This window comes from Nocardioides sp. NPDC051685 (genome assembly GCF_044453405.1).
Classification (GTDB): domain Bacteria; phylum Actinomycetota; class Actinomycetes; order Propionibacteriales; family Nocardioidaceae; genus Nocardioides.
Genome location: NZ_JBITCR010000021.1, coordinates 1 through 18,926, shown reverse-complemented (window position 1 = coordinate 18,926; position 18,926 = coordinate 1). Strand labels below are relative to the sequence as shown.

Sequence of the window (18,926 nt, the reverse complement as noted above, 5' to 3'; positions counted from 1 at the left end):
GCCCAGGGCCGACCCGCTGCTTTCCACGACAGCGTCAGGTCAGTACGCGTCCGTCGGCAGGTGCTCCGGCTCGCTCAGGGCACCGTCGGTGTCCTGGGCCTACGGTTGCGGGTCAGCGCCGGGATTCGACCGGCTTCCCCCACCACGGCGTGTGTTGATAGAGGGGGCCATCTTATGCCGGGCCGGCCGTGCTTGCGGGATCGCCGCAGAGCAGTCACTCTGTCCCCATGCGCCACAGGATTCTCGGCCTTGTCGCAGCGTCGATCTCGGCCACCCTTCTCGCCCTCTGCCCGACCACGACAGCGGTCGCGGAGCCGGACCGGACATCGGTCACGTACGCCGATCTGGTCGCCATGTTCGGCGACAAGGTCGGTGACCGGAAGACCGTCGAGACCGGGCTCCCGACCCTCAACCGGGCCATGGCCGACGCCGGGATCACCACCGCCTACCGGCAGTCGGCCTATCTGGCCACGCTCGTCAACGAGAGCTCCCTCCACCACGACGCCAAGGGTCGCGACAAGCGGAAGTTCACCGGCCGCGGCTACATCCAGCTGACCGGGAAGGCCAATTACACCGACGCCGGCGCCTACTTCGGGATCGACCTGCGCCGCCGCCCCGAGCTGGCCAGGTCGCTGGACTACAGCGCGCCGATCTCGCGGTGGTACTGGACCGTCGCCCGCGACATCAACCCGCTCGCCGACGCCCTCGAGATGGGCAAGGTCAACGCGGCGATCGGCTACCCCCACGACAAGGAGGAGGACGCCGAGCGCTGCCGCGACTTCAAGGCCGCACTGAAGCACCTCAACGGGTCGGTGCCCAAGGGGATCAAGTGCGCCCGCCCGAAAGCAGCCCAGGACTCTGCGGCCAGGCCCTAGAAGAGGTACGTCATTTCTTCGTGCGCTTGTCGCTGACCGCGATCGCCGAGGTGCCTTCGTCCTTGAGCTCGAAGAGGTCGATCGCCTTGATCAGCTTGGTCCAGGTGGCGTACCCGTAGTTGCGCGGATCCTCGGAGGACTGGTTGCGGATGCGGGAGACGACCGTGCCGACCAGGGCCCAGCCGTCGTCGTCTGCGGCCGCGGCGATCGAGTTGCGCAGCAGCTGGATCAGCCGGGCGTTGCGCTTCAGCAGCTGTCCGTTGGTCGCCGACGACGACGGCTTGCGGGTGCGCGGGGTCCCGGGCTCGGTGTCGACCTCGGTCTCCTCCTCGGTGTCACCGAGCTTCTCCACGACGGTGAACCGGGTGCAGGCGCTCTTGAACGGCGCCGGCGTCTTCTCCCGGCCATAGCCGTAGACCGCCCGGCCCTTCTCCCGCAGGTAGTGGACCAGCGGCGTGAAGTCGGAGTCGGAGGAGACCAGCGCGAACGCGTCCGGGACGGCAGCGTGCAGCAGCTCGACCGCGTCGATGGCGAGCGCCATGTCGGAGGCGTTCTTGTGGGCGGTCAGGTCGAACTGCTGCATCGGCCGGATCGCTGCTTCGTGCAGCTCGCCGATCCACCCCTTGAGCTCGTGCTTGGTCCAGTTGCCGTAGGCCCGGCGGATCGTCACCTCGCCGTATTCGGCGAGGTCGTTCAGGATCGCGTCGATCTTGGTCGCGGGTGCATTGTCGGCGTCGATGAGCAGGGCAATGCGGAAGGGCTCGGTCACGCCGGACAGTCTGCCAGTGCCACCCACCGCCGAGTCGGCTCATCCTGACCAAAACCAACGCCGAGTCGGCGCGTCATGACGCGCCGACTCGGCGGAGTTTGATGTCAGAACGAGCCGACTCGGCGTGGGTTCAGGCGAGCTTCTCCAGGATCAGCTCGCGGACACGCTTGGCGTCCGCCTTGCCACCGGTCGCCTTCATGACCGCACCGATGAGCGCACCGGCCGCGGCCTGGTTGCCGCCGCGGATCTTCTCCGCGACCGCGGGCTGGGCGGCGATGGCCTCGTCGACGGCGGCACCGAGGGCGCCGTCGTCGGAGACCACGGCGAGGCCGCGGGCCTCGATGATCTCGGCGACGCTGCCCTCACCGGCCAGCAGGCCCTCGAAGACCTGGCGGGCCAGCTTGTCGGTGAGCGTCTTGGCGTCGACCAGCTTCTGCACCTCGGCGACCTGAGCCGGGGTGACCCCGACCTCGGCGAGCTCGACGCCACGGTCGTTGGCGCTGCGGGAGAGCTCGGCCATCCACCACTTGCGGGCCGCCTGCGGGGAGGTTCCTTCGGCGACCGTCGCCTCGATCAGCGACAGAGCGCCGGCTGCCCAGACGTCGCGCATCTCCAGCTCGGAGTAGCCCCACTCGACCTGCAGGCGGGCCCGCTTGTCAGCGGTGCGCTCCGGCAGGCTCGCCCGCAGCTCCTCGACCCATTCGCGGCTCGGCGCGACCGGGACGAGATCCGGCTCGGGGAAGTAGCGGTAGTCGTCGGCGTCCGACTTCGGGCGCCCGGCCGAGGTGGTGCCGGTGTCCTCGTGGAAGTGGCGGGTCTCCTGGAAGATCGCCTCCCCCGCGTCGAGGATCCCGGCGTGACGCGACATCTCGAAACGTACGGCCCGCTCGACCGAGCGCAGCGAGTTCACGTTCTTCGTCTCGGTGCGCGTCCCCAGCTTGTCGGAGCCCTTCGGGGACAGCGACAGGTTGACGTCGCAGCGCATCGAGCCCTGGTCCATGCGTACGTCGGAGACACCCAGACCCAGCAGGATCTCGCGCAGCGCGGCGACATAGGCCTTGGCCACGAGCGGCGCCTTGGCACCGGTGCCGAGGATCGGGCGGGTGACGATCTCGATCAGCGGGATCCCGGCCCGGTTGTAGTCGACCAGCGAGTAGTCGGCGCCGTGGATGCGACCGGTCGCGCCACCGATGTGGGTGGTCTTGCCGGTGTCCTCCTCCATGTGGGCACGCTCGATCTCGACCCGGAAGGTCTCCCCCTCGACCTCGACGTCGAGATAGCCGTCGTAGACGATCGGCTCGTCGTACTGCGAGGTCTGGAAGTTCTTCGGCATGTCCGGGTAGAAGTAGTTCTTCCGGGCGAACCGGCACCACTCCGCGATCGACCCGTTGAGCGCGAGCCCGATCCGGATCGCCGACTCCACGGCCTTGGCGTTCACGACCGGCATCGAGCCGGGCAGGCCGAGGCAGGTCGGGCAGACCTGGGAGTTGGGCTCGCCGCCGAAGGTCGCCGGGCAGCCGCAGAACATCTTGGTGTTGGTGTTGAGCTCGACGTGCACCTCGAGCCCGAAGGCCGGGTCGTAGCGCTCCAGCACCTCGTCGAACGGGACAAGAGTCTCCGTCATCGGGCCACCTCCAGCTTGTCGATCGAGAGCACCGGACCGATGGCACCCTCGAGCGCGGCACCGACGCGGTAGAGACGGGCGTCCTCCAGGACCGGAGCCAGGAGCTGTACGCCGACGGGCAGCCCGTCCACGTCGGAGACCCCGGCCGGGATGGAGATGCCGGGCGTGCCGGCCAGGTTGGCCGGGATGGTGGCCAGGTCCTGCGCGTACATGGCGAGCGGGTCGTCGAGCTTCGCGCCCAGCGGGAACGCGGTCGACGGAGAGGTCGGCGAGACCAGCACGTCGACCTGCTCGAAGGCCTTCTTGAAGTCCTCGATGATCAGCGTGCGGATCTTCTGCGCCTGACCGTAGTAGGCGTCGTAGTAGCCGCTGCTCAGCGCGTAGGTGCCGAGGATGATGCGGCGCTTGACCTCGTCGCCGAAGCCGGCGTCACGGGACGCCTTCATGACGTCCTCGGCGGACGGGTCGCCGTCGGGCGTGACCCGAAGGCCGTAACGCATGGCGTCGAACTTGGCCAGGTTGGAGGAGCACTCCGCCGGCAGGATCAGGTAGTAGGCCGCCATCGCGTGCTGGAAGCTCGGCGTGGAGACCTCCACGACGTCGGCGCCCATCTTGGTGAGCAGGTCGACCGACTCGTTGAACTTGGCCATCACGTCGGGCGCCCAGCCCTCGCCGGCCAGCTCCTTGATGACACCGACCTTGAGGCCCTTCAGGTCGCCGGTCGCGCCCGCACGGGCGGCGTCGACGAGCCCGGTCACCGGGGTCGTGGTGGAGGTCGAGTCGAGCGGGTCGTGACCGCCGATCAGCTCGTGCAGGAGCGCCGAGTCGAGCACGGTGCGGGTCACCGGGCCGACCTGGTCCAGCGAGTTGGCCAGCGCGACCAGACCGTAGCGGGAGACCGAGCCGTAGGTCGGCTTCACGCCGACGGTGCCCGTGACGGCACCCGGCTGGCGGATCGAGCCACCGGTGTCGGTGCCGAGCGCCAGCGGCGCCTCGAAGGCCGCGACGGCGGCGGCCGAGCCACCACCGGAGCCGCCGGGGATCCGGTCGAGCTTCCACGGGTTCTTCGTCGGGCCGTAGGCCGAGTGCTCGGTGGAGGAGCCCATCGCGAACTCGTCCATGTTGGTCTTGCCCAGGATCGGCAGACCGGCGTTCTTGATCTTCTTGACCACGGTCGCGTCGTAGGGCGGGACCCAGCCCTCGAGGATCTTGGAACCGCAGGTCGTCGGCAGGCCGGTGGTGGTCAGCACGTCCTTGACCGCGATCGGTACGCCGTCGAGAGCATGCAGCGCGTCACCGTTGGCCCGGCGCGCGTCGGAGGCGGCGGCCTGGGACAGCGCGCCCTCGGCGTCGATGTGCAGGAAGGCGTGGACGTCACCGTCGACCGCGGCGATGCGGTCGAGGTGGGCCTGGGTCAGCTCCACGGAGGTGGTCTCGCCGGCGGCGAGGGCGTCGATCAGCTCGGCGGCGGTCTTCTCGATGAGAGTCACTGCTCGTCCCCCAAGATCCGCGGCACCGAGAATCGCTGCTCCTCGACGGCGGGCGCACCGGAGAGCGCCTGCTCCGGCGTCAGGCCGGGCACGACGACGTCCTCGCGGAAGACGTTGGTCATCGGAAGCGGGTGGGAGGTGGCAGGCACGTCGTCGCCGGCAAGCCCCTGGATCGAGGCGACGGACTCGAGGATCACCTGCAGCTGCGGGGCAAGGTGATCGAGCTCGGCGTCGCTGAGGTCGATGCGGGCGAGGTCGGCCAGGTGCGCGACCTCGTCGCGGGTGATTTCTGGCATGCCGCACATCCTAGGCGGCAGAACGCCCAACTCTCACCTCGGTAACGCCGAGGTGAGCAGATGAGGCCTACTGCGTCTTGTTCGGCCCGCCGCCGTTGGACGGCTTGCCGGTCGGCCTCCCTCCCGTGCCGGGCTGGGTGGTCGGCGCCTGGGTCGGGTCGGAGCCGAGCGTGGAACCGGTGGACGGGGTCGGATCGGTGGCCTGCGTCGGCCGGGTGCTCGCCGTGGCGCCGGCCCGGGTCGGGGTGGGATCGGGTGCCGTTGTCCGATCCGGTGTCGTCGGGTCCGCCGTCGGCGTCTGGCTGGGTGTCGGGCGCGAGGAGGGCGACGGCTCGTGCTTCTCGGCGCTCGGCTTCTTCTCCAGCGCCCCGTGGACGTCGCCGACCTCGGGTACGTCCGGGCTGCCCACCGGCGCCGCGAGCGCGACGAGCCCGGCGAGCATCACCGCGGAGAAGGCCAGCACCAGTCCCCCACGCCGGGCGGCCGGAGCGGCCGCGCTCCAGGCCCAGATCCGCTCGCGGCGGCGACGCAGGTCGGCGGGCAGGTCGCTACGGATCGCCGCCCAGCTGTTGATCGGCGCCAACGCGTACCCGATCCCCTGGAAGGCGAGGAGCGCCGCGACGGCGACCCCGGTCGCCCCACCGCTCACCCCGACCACGAGCGCCATGACCAGACAGACCACGGCCGCGACGGTCTCGACCAGGTTGCCCCGGACCACGTCACGCACCCGCGGCTGCCCCTTGATCTTCGGCGTACGCAGGAACGTGCCCTCACGCGAGACCAGACCGAGCCAGGAGGCCCGTGCGACCGTCACCCCGAGCGCCAGCCACAGCCCGAAGGCGCCGAGCGCGTCACCCCAGGAGGCTCCGCCACGGAGCCTGACCAGCGCGATCGAGCGGGCAGCGCCGAAGAGCACCAGGGCGACGGTGGCGAACAGGAGGAGCCCGGAGACGCGGCGTACGACCAGACCCCCACCCAGCATCAGGTCGAGGGCGCCGGAGATCAGGAAGAAGGTGAACAGCGCTCCGGCGAGGTCACCGAACCACTGCAGCCCGCCGACGAGGTAGGCCCACCGCTGCGCCAGGTTCATCTGGTTGTCCTCGGTGCGACGTCCGGGCAGCAGCGAGCGCCAGTGCATGCGGAGGATCTGGATGCCGCCGAAGCACCACCGGAACCGCTGCTTCTTGAGCGTCTCGAAGGTCAGCGGCATCACGCCGTGACCGTAGGAGCGGTCGACGTGCATGCCGTTGTAGCCCATCTTCAGCAACCGCAGCGACAGCTCGGCGTCCTCGGTGATGCACCACTCGTCCCAGCCGCCGGACCGGATCAGGGCGGACGCCCGGATCAGCCCCATGGTGCCGCCGAAGATGGCGCCGTTGCGCTCGTTGCGCGAGACCTGGCTGACGTCGAAGAAGTAGCCGTAGGAGTGGTAGAGACGGCGGAAGTAGGGCGAGACGTCCCAGTCCCGGTAGTCCTGGGGCGTCTGCACGAAGGCCACCGACTCGTCGGTGAACAGCGGGGCGTTGTGGGCCAGGAAGTCCGGGGCGACGTGGTAGTCGGCGTCGACGATCCCGACGACCTCGGTGAGCGGGTTCATCCTCGTCAGCGCGTAGTTGAGCGCTCCGGACTTGAACCCCGGCCAGTTGGCCAGATGGATGAAGGTGAGCCCGTCGTACTGCTCGCAGAAGTCCTGCACCGGCCGCCACAGGGCGGGGTCGTCGGTGTTGTTGTCGATGACCAGGATCTCGTAGGCGTCGTAGTCCAGCTCGAGCATCCGCTGGAGCGTCTCGATGACCATCTCGGGCGGCTCGTTGTGGGTCGGGACGTGCAGGCTCACGAACGGCCGGCGCCAGCCCGGGTGGTACTCACCGCGGGTCGGCCACCCGCGCCAGCGGCGCCGGGCGAGCACGTCGACCATCTCCCACAGATAGCCCACGCCGATCAGGAAGACGAAGACCTCCAGCAGCCACAGCAGGCCGGACAGGGTCGTCGTCCACGCGCCGGGGTGGACCGTGACCGTCCACAGGCCCACGTAGGTCAGGTAGAGCAGACCCACGTCGATGGTGAGCGCCCAGGCCACCAGACCGCGTACGTCCCAGTCCCGCGCCGCGGGCAGCCAGGCCAGCAGCGAGACACCGAGGACGGCGCCCCCGATCGCGGCCCGGGTCGCGTCCTGGCCGAGCAGCAGGCCGACCCCGAGGGCAACCAGTGCGGTGAGGACCGCCGCGAGGATCGCGGTGACCGGGGAGAGCGACCCGGCACGCGGCGTACGGATCGTGAACAGCAGCACGGTCGCCGGGACCAGCAGGACCGCGGCGACCGTGAGGAGTGGGGGAAGGACGTCGAGCACGGCCCCACACTATGGGGGGTATCGGTCACCAAGTCCAGACAGCCCCGACCGCGAGAAGTCGATCTCTGGCGCCGAGACGTCGATTTCTAACAACGAGAGGTCGATTTCTGAACCCGCGGTTCAGGAATCGACCTCTCGGCGTCGATAACTGACTACTCGGCGTCAGAAACTGGCGTCTCGGCGGGGCCGTTTTCGAGGAGTGCCTTGAAACCATCCTCGGTCAGGATCGGGACGCCTAGCTCCTCGGCCTTGGCTGCCTTCGAACCGGCGCTCTCACCGACCACGACGTAGTCGGTCTTCTTGGAGACCGAGCCCGCAGCCTTGCCGCCCCGGCTGATGATCGCCTCCTTGGCGCCGTCGCGGGAGAAGTCCTCCAGCGACCCGGTGACGACGATGGTCAGGCCCTCGAGCGTGCGGACCACCGACTCGTCGCGCTCGTCGGCGAGGGAGACCCCGGCCGCGCGCCACTTGTCGACGATCTCCTGGTGCCAGTCGACCTGACGCCACTCGACGATGGCCTCGGCGATGATCCCGCCGACGCCCTCGGTGGCGGCGAGCTCCTCCTGGGAGGCCGCCCAGATCGCGTCGAGGGAGCCGAACTCGGTGGCCAGCGCACGCGCCGCGGACGGGCCGACGTGGCGGATGGACAGCGCGACCAGCACCCGCCACAGCGGGACCTGCTTGCGCTCCTCCAGGTTGCGCAGCAGACCGAGGGCGTTGGCGTTGAGGACCCGGTCGCCGGCGCCGGCCTCCTTCTCGGCCTTCTTCGCCGCGCGGGTGAAGAACGTCGTCGTGGCCAGGCTGGCCTCGTCGAGCGCGAAGATGTCGCCCTCGTTGGTGATCACCTCGGCGGCGAGCAGCGCGTCGGCCGCCTCGTAGCCCATCCCCTCGATGTCGAAGGCGCCCCGCCCGGAGGCGAAGAAGACCCGCTCCCGCACCTGCGCGGGGCAGCCGCGGTGGTTGGGGCAGCGCAGGTCCTTGTCGCCCTCCTTCTGCTCGGCGAGCGTGGTGCCGCAGGCGGGGCACTCGGTGGGCATCACCCACTCGGGCAGTCCCTCGGGCCGCAGCGGCAGCACCGGGCCGAGGATCTCGGGGATCACGTCGCCGGCCTTGCGCAGGATGACGGTGTCGCCGGGGCGTACGTCCTTCCGCTTCACCTCGTGGGCGTTGTGCAGCGTCGCCCGCTCGACGGTCGAGCCGGCGACCTTGGTCGGCTCCATGACGCCGAAGGGCGTGACCCGGCCCGTGCGGCCGACGCCGACGTCGATCGCGAGCAGCTTGGCGTTGACCTCCTCCGGTGGGTATTTGTAGGCGATCGCCCACCGCGGCGCGCGGCTGGTCGAGCCGAGACGTCGCTGCAGCGAGATGTCGTCGACCTTGATCACGACACCGTCGATCTCGTGCTCGGTGACGTCGTGGCGGTGCTCGCCGAAGTAGCTGATGAACTCCTCGACCTCCTCGAGGGTCTTGAGGACCTTGACCCGCTTCGAGGTGGGCAGCCCCCAGGCCTTCAGAGCGTCGTACGCATGCGACTGGGCGACCGGCTGGAAGCCCTCCCGGGCGCCGATGCCGTGGCAGACCATCCCGAGCTCGCGGGTCGCGGTCACCCGCGGGTCCTTCTGGCGCAGCGAGCCGGCGGCGGAGTTGCGTGGGTTGGCGAACATCGGCTTGCCGGCGTCGACCAGGGAGGCGTTGAGCTTGTCGAAGGCCTCGATGGACAGGAAGACCTCGCCGCGCACCTCGACCAGGTCGGGCACCGGAAACTCCGCGGTGCCGCTGAGCCGGTGCGGGATCGACTTGATGGTGCGTACGTTCGGGGTGACGTCCTCGCCCGTGCGTCCGTCGCCGCGGGTCAGTGCCCGGACCAGACGGCCCTTCTCGTAGAGCAGGTTGATCGCCAGGCCGTCGACCTTGAGCTCGCACAGCAGCTCGGCCTGCCCGGCGCCGTCCTTGGCGATCCGGGCATGCCAGGCGGCCAGCTCGTCGAACGAGAAGGCATTGTCGAGCGACTCCATCCGCTGCAGGTGGTCGACCGCGGTGAACTCCGTCGAGAACGTGCCGCCGACCTTCTGGGTCGGTGAGTCGGGTGTGCGCAGCTCGGGGAACTGCTCCTCGAGCTCGTTGATCCGGCGCCACTTCTGGTCGAAGTCGGCATCGGAGAGCGTCGGGTCGTCCAGCACGTAGTAGCGGTAGCGAGCGTCCTCGATCTGCTCGGCGAGCTCCTGGTGCTCGGTCTTCTGCTCAGGGCCCGCGTCGGCGGTCACGTCATCGTTCACGGGCACCATCTTGCCCGGTCCCGCCGACAATTTCTGACGGCATACCCACCCGGGCGTTTTCGGCGTTTCATCGGCTCAAACGACACTCAACGCCCTCAATATCGACGCAACCGATCAACACCTGGGTGACGGGACTCACCACAAGACGGTAAAGCGGGCTAACTTCCTCCCGCGTCGGGCAAGGCGGGCCGACACCAATCCCCCATATGACCGCCGTGTGAGGTCTTGCAGTGGTTTCTCGGCTCGTGATGACGCTGGCGGCGGCGCTCGTCCTCTTGCTGGCTACGGTCGGCGCTACCCACGCGCTCGGACTGGGGAGCGCCTTCTCCGACGCCGAGGTCGAGGTCTCGATCGTCGAGCAGTCCAAGGACGGCGTGGTCCTCAGCGTCCACGGCACCGACTACAACGGGAACGACCCTGGCATCGAGGTCGCCCTCAACCCGGTCGGCTACTACGGCTCGGGCACCCGGGACACGTTCATCAAGTCGGTGCTGATCAACCCCGACAACCCCGACGACTGGACCATCCGGTTCACCCTCGACGCCGCCCAGGTCGCGGAGCTCGACCCCGACACGAGCTACCAGATCATGACCATGCGCGGCGGGGGGCGCGACGTCTACGACTCCTCCGAGTCGAGGCACGCGGACGTACCCTTCGACTTCGCCGCGCTCGCCGAGCCCAGCAGCTCGCCGACACCGGACGAGCCCTCGACCGGCACCGGGACCTCGGACGGATCCGGCTCGGGCTCGGGCTCCGGCTCCGGCTCGGGCGGCGGTACGTCCTCGGGCCGAGCCACCGGCGACGGCTCCGGCGACGGCGACGGTGCCGGCTCCCGGGAGAGGCCGAAGGCGAAGGCGTCCAGGAAGCCGTGGTCCGCGCCGGAGGAGCCGCCGACGGCCAAGGGCATCACCCTCACCGGCCTCGACAACGTCTCCGTGGACGCCGAGGACGTGATCCACGCGCAAGCCTCCGGCTTCAGGCCCCACGAGACCGGCATCAGGGTCGTCGTCTACTCGACCCCGCTGGTCCTCTCGACCAGCGTGAAGGCCAACGGTCGCGGTGTCGCGAAGTGGTCCGGCCGGCTTCCCAAGGACATCGGCCTCGGCAAGCACACCCTCACCTTCCAGGGTTCGGTGAACCGCGGGATCACGTTCCTCGTGACCGGCACCCCGAGCGACGGCGAGTGCGTCCAGAGCGGCTGCGCCCCGCCGACGCAGGCCGTCAAGAAGGCGGCAGCTGCCGACGAGGGCGGCGTCGGGCCGCTCACCTGGATCATCGTCGCCACGTTGATCATCCTCGCCCTCGTCGCCGGTGCCGTCGCCATGCTCTCCGGGCGCCGCAAGCGCGGCACCGAGTGGGACGAGCCGAGCTACGCCCAGGCCCCGCCGCGCTATCCGTCGGACCCGCGGCATGCCTCCGGGCCCCATCCGGCCCACCCTCGCCAGCCGCAGCTCCAGCTCCCGCCCCAGCGTCAGGGCCAGCACCAGGGCCCGCCCCGTCACGAGACGCCGCTCCCGCGCCGGCTCCCCGCGGACCAGCAGCCGGGACCGCGGCAACCAGGACCGCGTCAGCCGGGCCCGCGGCAACCGGTTCCGCGGCAGCCGAGCCACCGTCAACCGGCTCCCCAGCACCTGGATCCTCAGCACGTCGAGCCGCAGCATGCGGCCCCCGTGCAGCCGACCCACCGTCAGCCGCGCCCGCCGGAGTCGTTCGCTCCGCCGAGCGAGCGTGGCCAGGCCTACGAGGGCCAGCGGGTCGCCGGGCGCTGACGTCGGTCAGTCGACCAGCGACTCACCCCGGCGGGCGGTCGCGGCAGGAACCGTCGGCCACAGCGTCTCCAGGGCCGACTCGAAGCCGGAGAGGACCGGGTCGAGGTCGTCCCCGGGGAACGGGGCGGGCGCCTGCTGGCGTACGACCGCACAGAACGCGCGACGATCCCCCTCCGCCTCGTAGCAGCGCACGGTCTCGGCCGACCCTTCGGTCCAGCCGTCGTAGCCGTCGGTGTCACCCTTCGAGCAGGTGAGCGTCTTGGGGCACTTCCGCTTCTCGGCGGGCAGATCGGGAGCGTGGACGGCGGTGACGGTGCTGCCGTCGGGGCGGGTCCCGACGACGCCGAAGGCGCCCTTGCCGTAGCCCGAGACATCGGCCTTCTCGAAGGAGTCGATGTCGGCGTACTCCTTGGTCTCGAGCAGCCCTGCCGCGATCGCCCCGGCGGTCAGCGCGACCTCGCCGGCACCGTTGGCGCCTTCCGAGGGGAAGCCGCTGACCTGCGCCTTCGTCATCTTCAGGGTCGTCTTGGTGCCGAGGCGTGGGTCGGTGACCAGGGCGACGAGGTCGTCCACGCTCACCTCGAGGTCGAGCTTGCGGGGATCCTCGGTGATCTTCTCGCCGACGTAGGCGGCCCGGCGCTCCTCTCCCCCGGACCGGTGGGAGACCATCAGCTGGCCGGGGGTGCCGTCGTCGGTGGCGAGGTCCCAGCCGACCGTGGCGGTGTCGGTCTCGCCCTTCACCTCGACGCACCCGGACATGCCGTCGTGGCACCAGGTCGAGAGCAGGTCGTCGTCGACCGCGCCGGCCTTCACCTCCAGCGAGTGGTCGGCTCCCCACAAGAGCACGGTGCCGACCTCGTCTCGCTCGAAGTAGAGGTCGCCGCCGTCGAACTCCTCCGGCACGACGCGTACGTGCTGGAGCGTGATCGCCGCGAGCGCCTCGGGGGTCGCGGGCCGGTTGCCGGGCTTCAGATCGGCCGGGTCGATGCTCACCGAGGGTGCGACCGTGGGCTCGTCGCTGGTCCTGTCGTCCGCCTCGGTCGCGCTGCTACCGCAGCCGGCCAGAGCCCCGGCCAGCAGCAGAGTCGCAGCCGGCAGTGCCATCCCCCGTCGTCGCATGAGGGGAATCTACGCCAGGTGACGGGCGCTTTCGGTGAGGATTCGCAGCACGGTGCGGGCCCATCGCCAGTCGGCACCGGCGAGACCGCACGCGGGCGTCAGGACGATGTCGTACGCAGCATCGAGCCCGAGCATGTCGAGCCAGCGTTCCACGGTCTCGGTGACCGTCTTGTCGGTCGGCGCGGTGCCGACCGGCGCGAGGGAGGGGACCACACCGAGCGCGACCGTGTCACCCGCCTCCAGCGCGGTGGCCAGCTCGTCGTGGTCGGCCGCGGCGAGCTGGGTCAGATCGACGCTGACCCCCTTCGCCCCGGCCCTGCGGAGCAGGCCGAGCGGGGTCCCGGGCGCGCACGAGTGCACCCACGGGGTCGCGCCCTCGTCGGTGATCGCGCCGAGCACCCACTCCAGCGACTGGGAGGCCTCGGGCAGGTCGACGCTGCGGTGCTTGCCGAACCCCGAGGCGGTCGGCACCTGGGCGTTGAGCACGGCGCTCAGCGCGGGCTCGTCGACCTGGACGACAAGGGTGTCGGCGCCGGGGAGGCGGCGGCGTACGTCGCGGATGTGGGTGCGTACGCCTTCGGCCAGCGCCTGCGCCAGATCCCGCCGGGCGCCGTGGTCGGCGAGCAGCTTGTCGCCGCGCGGCCGCTCGACAGTTGCGGCGAGGGTCCAGGGTCCGGCGACCTGGATCTTGAACGCACCGCCCCCGGCGGTCAGCGGAGAGTCCTGGACCAGCTCCTCGAGAGTGTCGAGATCCTGGGCGAGCAGGCTGCGGGCGCGCCGGTGGTCGACCCCGGCGGACCCCGAGGTGCCGGTCAGCCGCCAGCCCGCGGGCTGGAGGTCGGCGTCGAGCCCGTCGAGGACGGCCAGCCCCCGACCGGTCATGTCGGCGATCGCGCCGCGCGCAGGCAGCTCGGGCAGGTGCGGCAGGTCGGTGAGCTCGCCGAGCACGATCCGGCAGGCCTCTGCGAAGTTCTCTCCCGGCAGCGACCCGACTCCGGTGGCGCCCCTCATCCGCGTCCCTGACATCCTGGCGCGCGACACGCGGTCTTGTGGTCCGGGATGTCAGGGGCGCGGAGCCCGGGCGCGGCGCCCCTGACGTCCTGCCGCACGACACGCCGCGAAACGCTACGAGATGTCAGGGGCGCCCTCACGCGACAGCCACCCGCCGCGTAGCCGAGATGGTCGCCGAGCCCACGACCCGGCTGCCGTCGTAGATCACCGCGGCCTGCCCCGGCGCGATGCCGTAGGCCGGGTCGAGCAGGTCGATCTCGACGCCCTCGGGAGTCACGGTCACCCGGGCCCGGTGCTCGTCGCCGTGCGCGCGCAGCTGGACGGTGCCCTCCAGGACGCCCTCCGGCACCCGCCCGGCCCAACGCGGCCGGATCCCGGAGAGGCCGTCGACGGCAAGATGCTCGCGCGGCCCCACCGTGACGGTCGCGGAGACCGGCTCGATGTCGAGCACGAAGCGGGGCTTCCCGTCGGGCGCCGGCTTCCCGAGGCGGAGGCCCTTGCGCTGCCCGATCGTGTAGGCGTACGTCCCCTGGTGCTCGCCCACGACCTCACCGGTCTCGTCGACGATCGGCCCGGACTCGTTGGGCGCCCGGTCGCCCAGCTTCTCGCGCAGCCAGCCGGCGTTGTCGCCGTCGGCGACGAAGCAGATGTCGTGGGAGTCGGGCTTGTCCGCGACGAGCAGGCCTCGGCGCGCCGCCTCCTCGCGCACCAGCGGCTTGGGGGTGTCGCCGAGTGGGAACAGCGAGTGGCGCAGCTGGGCCTGGTCGAGCACCCCGAGAACGTAGGACTGGTCCTTGCCGCCATCGACCGCGCGGTGCAGCTCGACCAACCCGTCGGCGTCCTCACGAAGCGTCGCGTAGTGACCGGTCGCGACGGCGTCGAAGCCGAGCGCGAGCGCCCGGTCCAGGACGGCGGCGAACTTGATCTTCTCGTTGCAGCGCAGGCACGGGTTGGGCGTGCGGCCCTCGGCGTACTCCGACATGAAGTCCTCGACCACGTCCTCATGGAAGCGGTCGGAGAGGTCCCAGACGTAGAACGGGATGCCGATCACGTCGGCGGCGCGACGGGCGTCGTTGGAGTCCTCGATCGTGCAGCACCCGCGGGCGCCGGAGCGGTAGGACGCCGGGTTGCGCGAGAGCGCCAGATGGACGCCGGTGACGTCGTGGCCGGCCTCCTTCGCGCGGGCGGCGGCGACGGCGGAGTCCACTCCGCCGGACATCGCGGCTACCACTCTCATCGGGCCACCTCCGTAGCGCAAGCGCCATGATACGGACGCGGCCCGATGAAGGATCCGATGTTCGCTCGCTGACGCTCGCTCATCGCTGCAACCCCGCAGCCCGGCCGCGCTCGACGGCCGGACCGATCGCCGCGACGAGCCGGTCCACGTCCTCGGCCGACGTGGTGTGGCCGAGCGAGAAGCGGAGCGAGGAGCGCGCCTGCTCGTCGGACTGTCCCATGGCGAGCAGCACGTGAGAGGCCTGAGGTACGCCGGCCGAGCACGCCGCACCGGTCGAGCACTCGACCCCGGCGGCGTCGAGCAGCATCAGCAGCGAGTCTCCCTCGCAGCCGGGGAACGCGATCTGGGCGTTGTTGGGCAGCCGGTGACGACCCAGCGGCTCCAGCGGCGGACCGTTGAGGTGGGAGTCCGACACGACCGCCAGCACCTGCTCGACCAGCCGGTCGCGCAGCGCGCCGACCCTGGTCGCGTACGCCTCCTGCTCCTTGATCGCGAGCTCGACGGCCGCCGCGAAACCGGCGATGGCGGCGGTCGCATGGGTGCCGCTGCGTACGTCCCTCTCCTGGCCGCCGCCGTGGACGAGCGCGGTCAGCTCGAGCTCGCGGCGCACGACGAGCGCTCCGGCGCCCACCGGGCCGCCGAGCTTGTGGCCGGTCAGGGAGAGCGCGTCGACACCGCTGGTCGCGAAGTCGACCGGCACCGCGCCGACCGCCTGGACGGCGTCGGTGTGGACCGGGATCCCGTGTTCGGAGGCGATCGCGGCGATCTCGGCGACGGGCTGCAGCGTGCCGACCTCGTTGTTGGCCCACATCACCGAGACGACCGCGACCGAGGCCGGGTCACGCTCGATGGCGTCCTTCATGGCAGCGAGGTCGACGCGGCCGGTCGCGTCGCACGGGATCAGCTCGACCTGGGCGCCCTCGGTGGTCTCCAGCCAGTGCAGCGGGTCCAGCACCGCGTGGTGCTCGACGGTGGTCGACAGGATCCGGGTGCGCGCCGGGTCCTGGCCGTGCCTGGTCCAGAAGGCACCCTTGAGAGCGAGGTTGTCGGCCTCGGTGCCACCGGAGGTGAAGACGACCTCACCGGGCCGGGACCCGAGCACCGCGGCGATCCGTTCTCGGGACTCCTCCAGCACTCGGCGGGCGCGGCGCCCTGATGCGTGCAGCGAGCTCGCGTTGCCGACCTGCGCCAGCTCCGCGGTCATGGCCTCGATCGCCGCCGGAGCCATGGGCGTGGTGGCGGCGTGATCCAGATAGACGGTCCGGGGGTTCATCGTCTACCAAGGTTACGGCCCGATGGGCATGCTTGCTGAAACGTCGCCGCACGTTCACCTCGCCTCCCTATGGTCTTGCGCATGTCCCAGGGATTCCGCGAATACATCGACAACCTGATCACCGAGGGTCACACGATCGGCGAGGACCATGACGATGACCCGGTGCTTCTGGATCCGGCGGGCAGGGCCGTCGACACCTGGCGCGAGAACTATCCCTACACGGAGCGGATCGCCCGTGAGGTCTACGACGAGCAGAAATACCTCCTGCAGGTCGAGCTGCTGAAGTTCCAGCGCTGGAACGACCGCGTCGGCGGGAAGCACGTGCTGATCTTCGAGGGCCGCGACGCGGCCGGCAAGGGCGGCACGATCAAGCGGTTCATGGAGCACCTCAACCCCCGCTACGCCCGCACCGTGGCGCTGTCGAAGCCCTCGGACCGCGAGTCGCAGCAGTGGTTCTTCCAGCGGTACGTCCAGCACCTGCCGACAGCCGGGGAGATGGTCCTCTTCGACCGCTCCTGGTACAACCGCGCCGGCGTCGAGCGGGTCATGGGTTTTGCCTCCGACGACCAGTACGAGCAGTTCATGCACCAGGTGCCGCTCTTCGAGCAGATGCTCGTCGACTCCGGGATCACGCTCACGAAGTTCTGGTTCTCGGTGGGTCGCTCGGAGCAGCGGACCCGCTTCATCATCCGCCAGATCGACCCGGTGCGGCAGTGGAAGCTCTCCCCCATCGACGTGCAGTCGCTGGACAAGTGGGACTCCTACACCGCCGCCAAGGAGGAGATGTTCCGCCGCACCGACACCGACTGGGCGCCATGGACGACCATCCGCTCGAACGACAAGAAGCGCGCCCGCCTCAACGCGATGCGCTACTTCCTCGCCGACCACGACTACGACGAGAAGGACACCGACGTCGTCGGCACCCCCGACCCGCTCGTCGTCCAGCGCGGCATCGACGCCGTCGGCGACTGACTCCGGGCAGCGTCACCCCGGCCACGGGATACGGGTCAGGTGCGCCTCGATGCTGTCGTCGAGCGCCCCGGCCTCATCCTCGTCCAGCGGAAGAACCGAGGCGTACGCCGCGACGAACGCCCCGCGCACCTCGGCCGACGTCGGGCGCCAGTCGTGATAGCGCGTCCCGAGCAGGACGGCCGCCTGGGCGAGGTCGTCCACCCGGCGACGGTACGTGGCCTCCTCGAGATCCAGGACCGCCGCGATCCTCCCCTCCGCCCAGAGGATGTTGGCCGCCCTGAAGTCGTTGCCGACCAGCTGGGCGCCCGGCGCCGCTGGCTCGTCGGTAGGGATCGTCCCCGGGTAGTCGGCCATCGCAGCATGCATCCGCGCGAGCACCTCGCCCGCCGCCCGCACCTGGTCGGCGTCGGTGATGTCCAACAGCTCGCCGTCGATCACCTGCTGGAGCCCGAGCGAGACCCCGTCGACCTCCACCTGGACCCTGCCGTCCCGAGCCGCCCGCGGCACCGAGACAGGTATCCCTCGCTCCCCCAGCCACACCGTCAGCCCTGCGATCGCCGCCAGGCGCCCGAAGACACGTGGCCGCATCGACCACTTCGCGACCATCCGGCACCCGTCGACGACGATCCAGGCCAAGCAGTTGGCGTCGCTGATCACCAGCCGCTCGCAGCCCTCCACCCGCAGTCCCCAGTGCTTGATCAGTACGCCCCCGAGCCAGTCGATCGCGTCGCCGGTGGACGCGAACCCGAACCGCTCGGTCAGTGCCGTGCGTTCATCCGTCGACTCCCAGAGCATGCTGATCGGCGTGGTCACGTCGTCGGCCGCGGTCATGGGTCGCAGTCAAGCAGGCGGGTGGGCGGGTGGGCGCCAAACGTGAGTGTCGCGTGCTTGACGTTGCTTCTTGGGGCTGGTCGCCGCGGATTCCTTGGGTTGGGTACGTGCGTGAGATCCATGGCCTGCGGAGTCCTCGCGGCCGGAGCGTTCGGGGGGACTTCTACAAGACGATGACGCCTTGTGAATCCTTCACAAGGCCCCGCTTCCGGCCCCGCCTGGACCCCTGATGGCGCCCAACCATCATCGCATCCTCAACGGGCTCCGACCACCCCGCCGCCGAGCCCCTCGACCCGCGAACTCCCTGGCATCACAGCGCCCGTCTGCGCGGAGCTCGCCTGACCTGCCGAGACGTCACCCGCGTCGGCCGAGTGGGCACCTGACTGCCAACTCGCCCGACAAACGTGACGCCTCGTCCGACGTACCTGACACCTCGCCCGACGCACCTGACCTTTCGGCCGGCGTGCCTGACCTTTCGGCGAGGGGTCGTTGGCTGGCTGGCAGTTCGCTGACAAGGCCGGCGGTGGCGACGACGTGTCGCGGAACGACGTGGGGTACGGCGCAATGACCGCACCACACTCGGCATCGCATGGTCGCCCCTAGGCGTCGCCTGGTCGAGCTGGCTGGAGCAGTGGTCCGAGAAGGAGTCGCGCGAGCGGGCGGGCCGCCAGAAATCAGCGCACCGGGGCTCTGGTGCGATACGAGGATGTCGGATCGGTCCGGGGTGGGCCAACATCTCGGCCGCGTCAGCGACACCAGCGACATCCGCAACGTCAGCAGCATCAGAGGAATCGTTGTGGATCAGCCCGTGCGGGCAGCCCTGGTGAACCGGATCCGCCCGTCCGGGAGCCGCTCATAGGCGTAGTTCGGGTCGTGGATGCGGCGATGGTCACTCGCACACAACAAGACCATGTTCGCCAGGTTGGTGAGGCCGCCGTCGGACCAGGGTTTCAGGTGATGGGCCTCGGTCCACGTGGCTGTCGCGATTTGAAAATCGCCGAGTCGGGTCCGTGATGGTTGGCGTGTGCTGCGAA

At 70.2% G+C, this 18,926-nt stretch carries 15 protein-coding genes and 1 riboswitch; of the genes, 3 read left to right on the top strand and 12 right to left on the bottom strand.

Annotation, left to right across the window (positions count from 1 at the left end; all coding sequences use genetic code 11):
- Positions 1-37: 37 nt before the first annotated feature.
- A riboswitch (cobalamin riboswitch) is annotated at positions 38-187 on the bottom strand.
- A 40-nt stretch (positions 188-227) separates the two neighbouring features.
- Positions 228-875, top strand: a complete 648-nt coding sequence (locus ACIA03_RS29625; RefSeq protein ID WP_396989093.1) for a glycoside hydrolase family 19 protein — start codon at positions 228-230, stop codon at positions 873-875.
- A 10-nt stretch (positions 876-885) separates the two neighbouring features.
- Here the strand turns inward: ACIA03_RS29625 and ACIA03_RS29620 are convergent, their stop codons facing one another.
- From ACIA03_RS29620 to ligA, 6 genes are all read right to left on the bottom strand, one after another.
- Positions 886-1,644, bottom strand: a complete 759-nt coding sequence (locus ACIA03_RS29620) for an NYN domain-containing protein (RefSeq protein WP_396989092.1) — start codon at positions 1,642-1,644, stop codon at positions 886-888.
- 130 nt (positions 1,645-1,774) lie between these two features.
- Complete coding sequence (gene gatB, locus ACIA03_RS29615; protein WP_396989091.1) at positions 1,775-3,268, bottom strand: Asp-tRNA(Asn)/Glu-tRNA(Gln) amidotransferase subunit GatB; 1,494 nt, start codon at positions 3,266-3,268, stop codon at positions 1,775-1,777.
- Complete coding sequence (gatA, locus tag ACIA03_RS29610; RefSeq protein WP_396989090.1) at positions 3,265-4,758, bottom strand: Asp-tRNA(Asn)/Glu-tRNA(Gln) amidotransferase subunit GatA; 1,494 nt, start codon at positions 4,756-4,758, stop codon at positions 3,265-3,267. Before gatA ends, gatB begins: the two co-directional genes overlap by 4 nt.
- A complete protein-coding gene (gatC, locus tag ACIA03_RS29605; RefSeq protein ID WP_091049380.1) occupies positions 4,755-5,054 on the bottom strand; it encodes an Asp-tRNA(Asn)/Glu-tRNA(Gln) amidotransferase subunit GatC in 300 nt (99 codons plus the stop codon). Before gatC ends, gatA begins: the two co-directional genes overlap by 4 nt.
- 67 nt (positions 5,055-5,121) lie before the next feature.
- Positions 5,122-7,404: a glycosyltransferase family 2 protein gene (locus ACIA03_RS29600; protein WP_396989089.1), complete on the bottom strand. Its 2,283-nt coding sequence runs from the start codon at positions 7,402-7,404 to the stop codon at positions 5,122-5,124.
- Positions 7,405-7,556: 152 nt separating this feature from the next.
- Positions 7,557-9,689 (bottom strand): NAD-dependent DNA ligase LigA, encoded by a 2,133-nt coding sequence (ligA, locus tag ACIA03_RS29595; RefSeq protein WP_396989088.1) that lies wholly within the window; start codon positions 9,687-9,689, stop codon positions 7,557-7,559.
- Between the two features lie 221 nt (positions 9,690-9,910).
- Here ligA and ACIA03_RS29590 point away from each other — a divergent pair, with 221 nt between their 5' ends.
- A complete protein-coding gene (locus ACIA03_RS29590; RefSeq protein WP_396989087.1) occupies positions 9,911-11,449 on the top strand; it encodes a hypothetical protein in 1,539 nt (512 codons plus the stop codon).
- A 6-nt stretch (positions 11,450-11,455) separates the two neighbouring features.
- On the opposite strand, the gene ACIA03_RS29585 is transcribed toward ACIA03_RS29590, so the two are convergent.
- From ACIA03_RS29585 to ACIA03_RS29570, 4 genes are all read right to left on the bottom strand, one after another.
- A complete protein-coding gene (locus tag ACIA03_RS29585; RefSeq protein WP_396989086.1) occupies positions 11,456-12,568 on the bottom strand; it encodes a hypothetical protein in 1,113 nt (370 codons plus the stop codon).
- A gap of 9 nt (positions 12,569-12,577) precedes the next feature.
- Positions 12,578-13,579, bottom strand: a complete 1,002-nt coding sequence (locus ACIA03_RS29580) for a methionine synthase (protein ID WP_396989085.1) — start codon at positions 13,577-13,579, stop codon at positions 12,578-12,580.
- Between the two features lie 136 nt (positions 13,580-13,715).
- Entirely contained in the window at positions 13,716-14,816 is a 1,101-nt protein-coding gene (gene mnmA, locus ACIA03_RS29575; RefSeq protein ID WP_396989084.1) for a tRNA 2-thiouridine(34) synthase MnmA, read from the bottom strand.
- A 79-nt stretch (positions 14,817-14,895) separates the two neighbouring features.
- A complete protein-coding gene (locus ACIA03_RS29570; protein ID WP_396989083.1) occupies positions 14,896-16,089 on the bottom strand; it encodes a cysteine desulfurase family protein in 1,194 nt (397 codons plus the stop codon).
- A gap of 81 nt (positions 16,090-16,170) precedes the next feature.
- Here ACIA03_RS29570 and ppk2 point away from each other — a divergent pair, with 81 nt between their 5' ends.
- The gene (gene ppk2, locus ACIA03_RS29565; RefSeq protein ID WP_396989082.1) at positions 16,171-17,061 is read left to right on the top strand and encodes a polyphosphate kinase 2; all 891 of its coding nucleotides are present in this window, start codon (positions 16,171-16,173) and stop codon (positions 17,059-17,061) included.
- A 12-nt stretch (positions 17,062-17,073) separates the two neighbouring features.
- Here ppk2 and ACIA03_RS29560 read toward each other — a convergent pair whose 3' ends face one another.
- Positions 17,074-17,892: a phosphotransferase gene (locus ACIA03_RS29560; RefSeq protein WP_396989081.1), complete on the bottom strand. Its 819-nt coding sequence runs from the start codon at positions 17,890-17,892 to the stop codon at positions 17,074-17,076.
- Positions 17,893-18,693: 801 nt separating this feature from the next.
- Positions 18,694-18,926, bottom strand: a 233-nt coding sequence (locus ACIA03_RS29555; protein ID WP_396989080.1) for an HNH endonuclease signature motif containing protein, incomplete at its 5' end; no start/stop codon positions are given.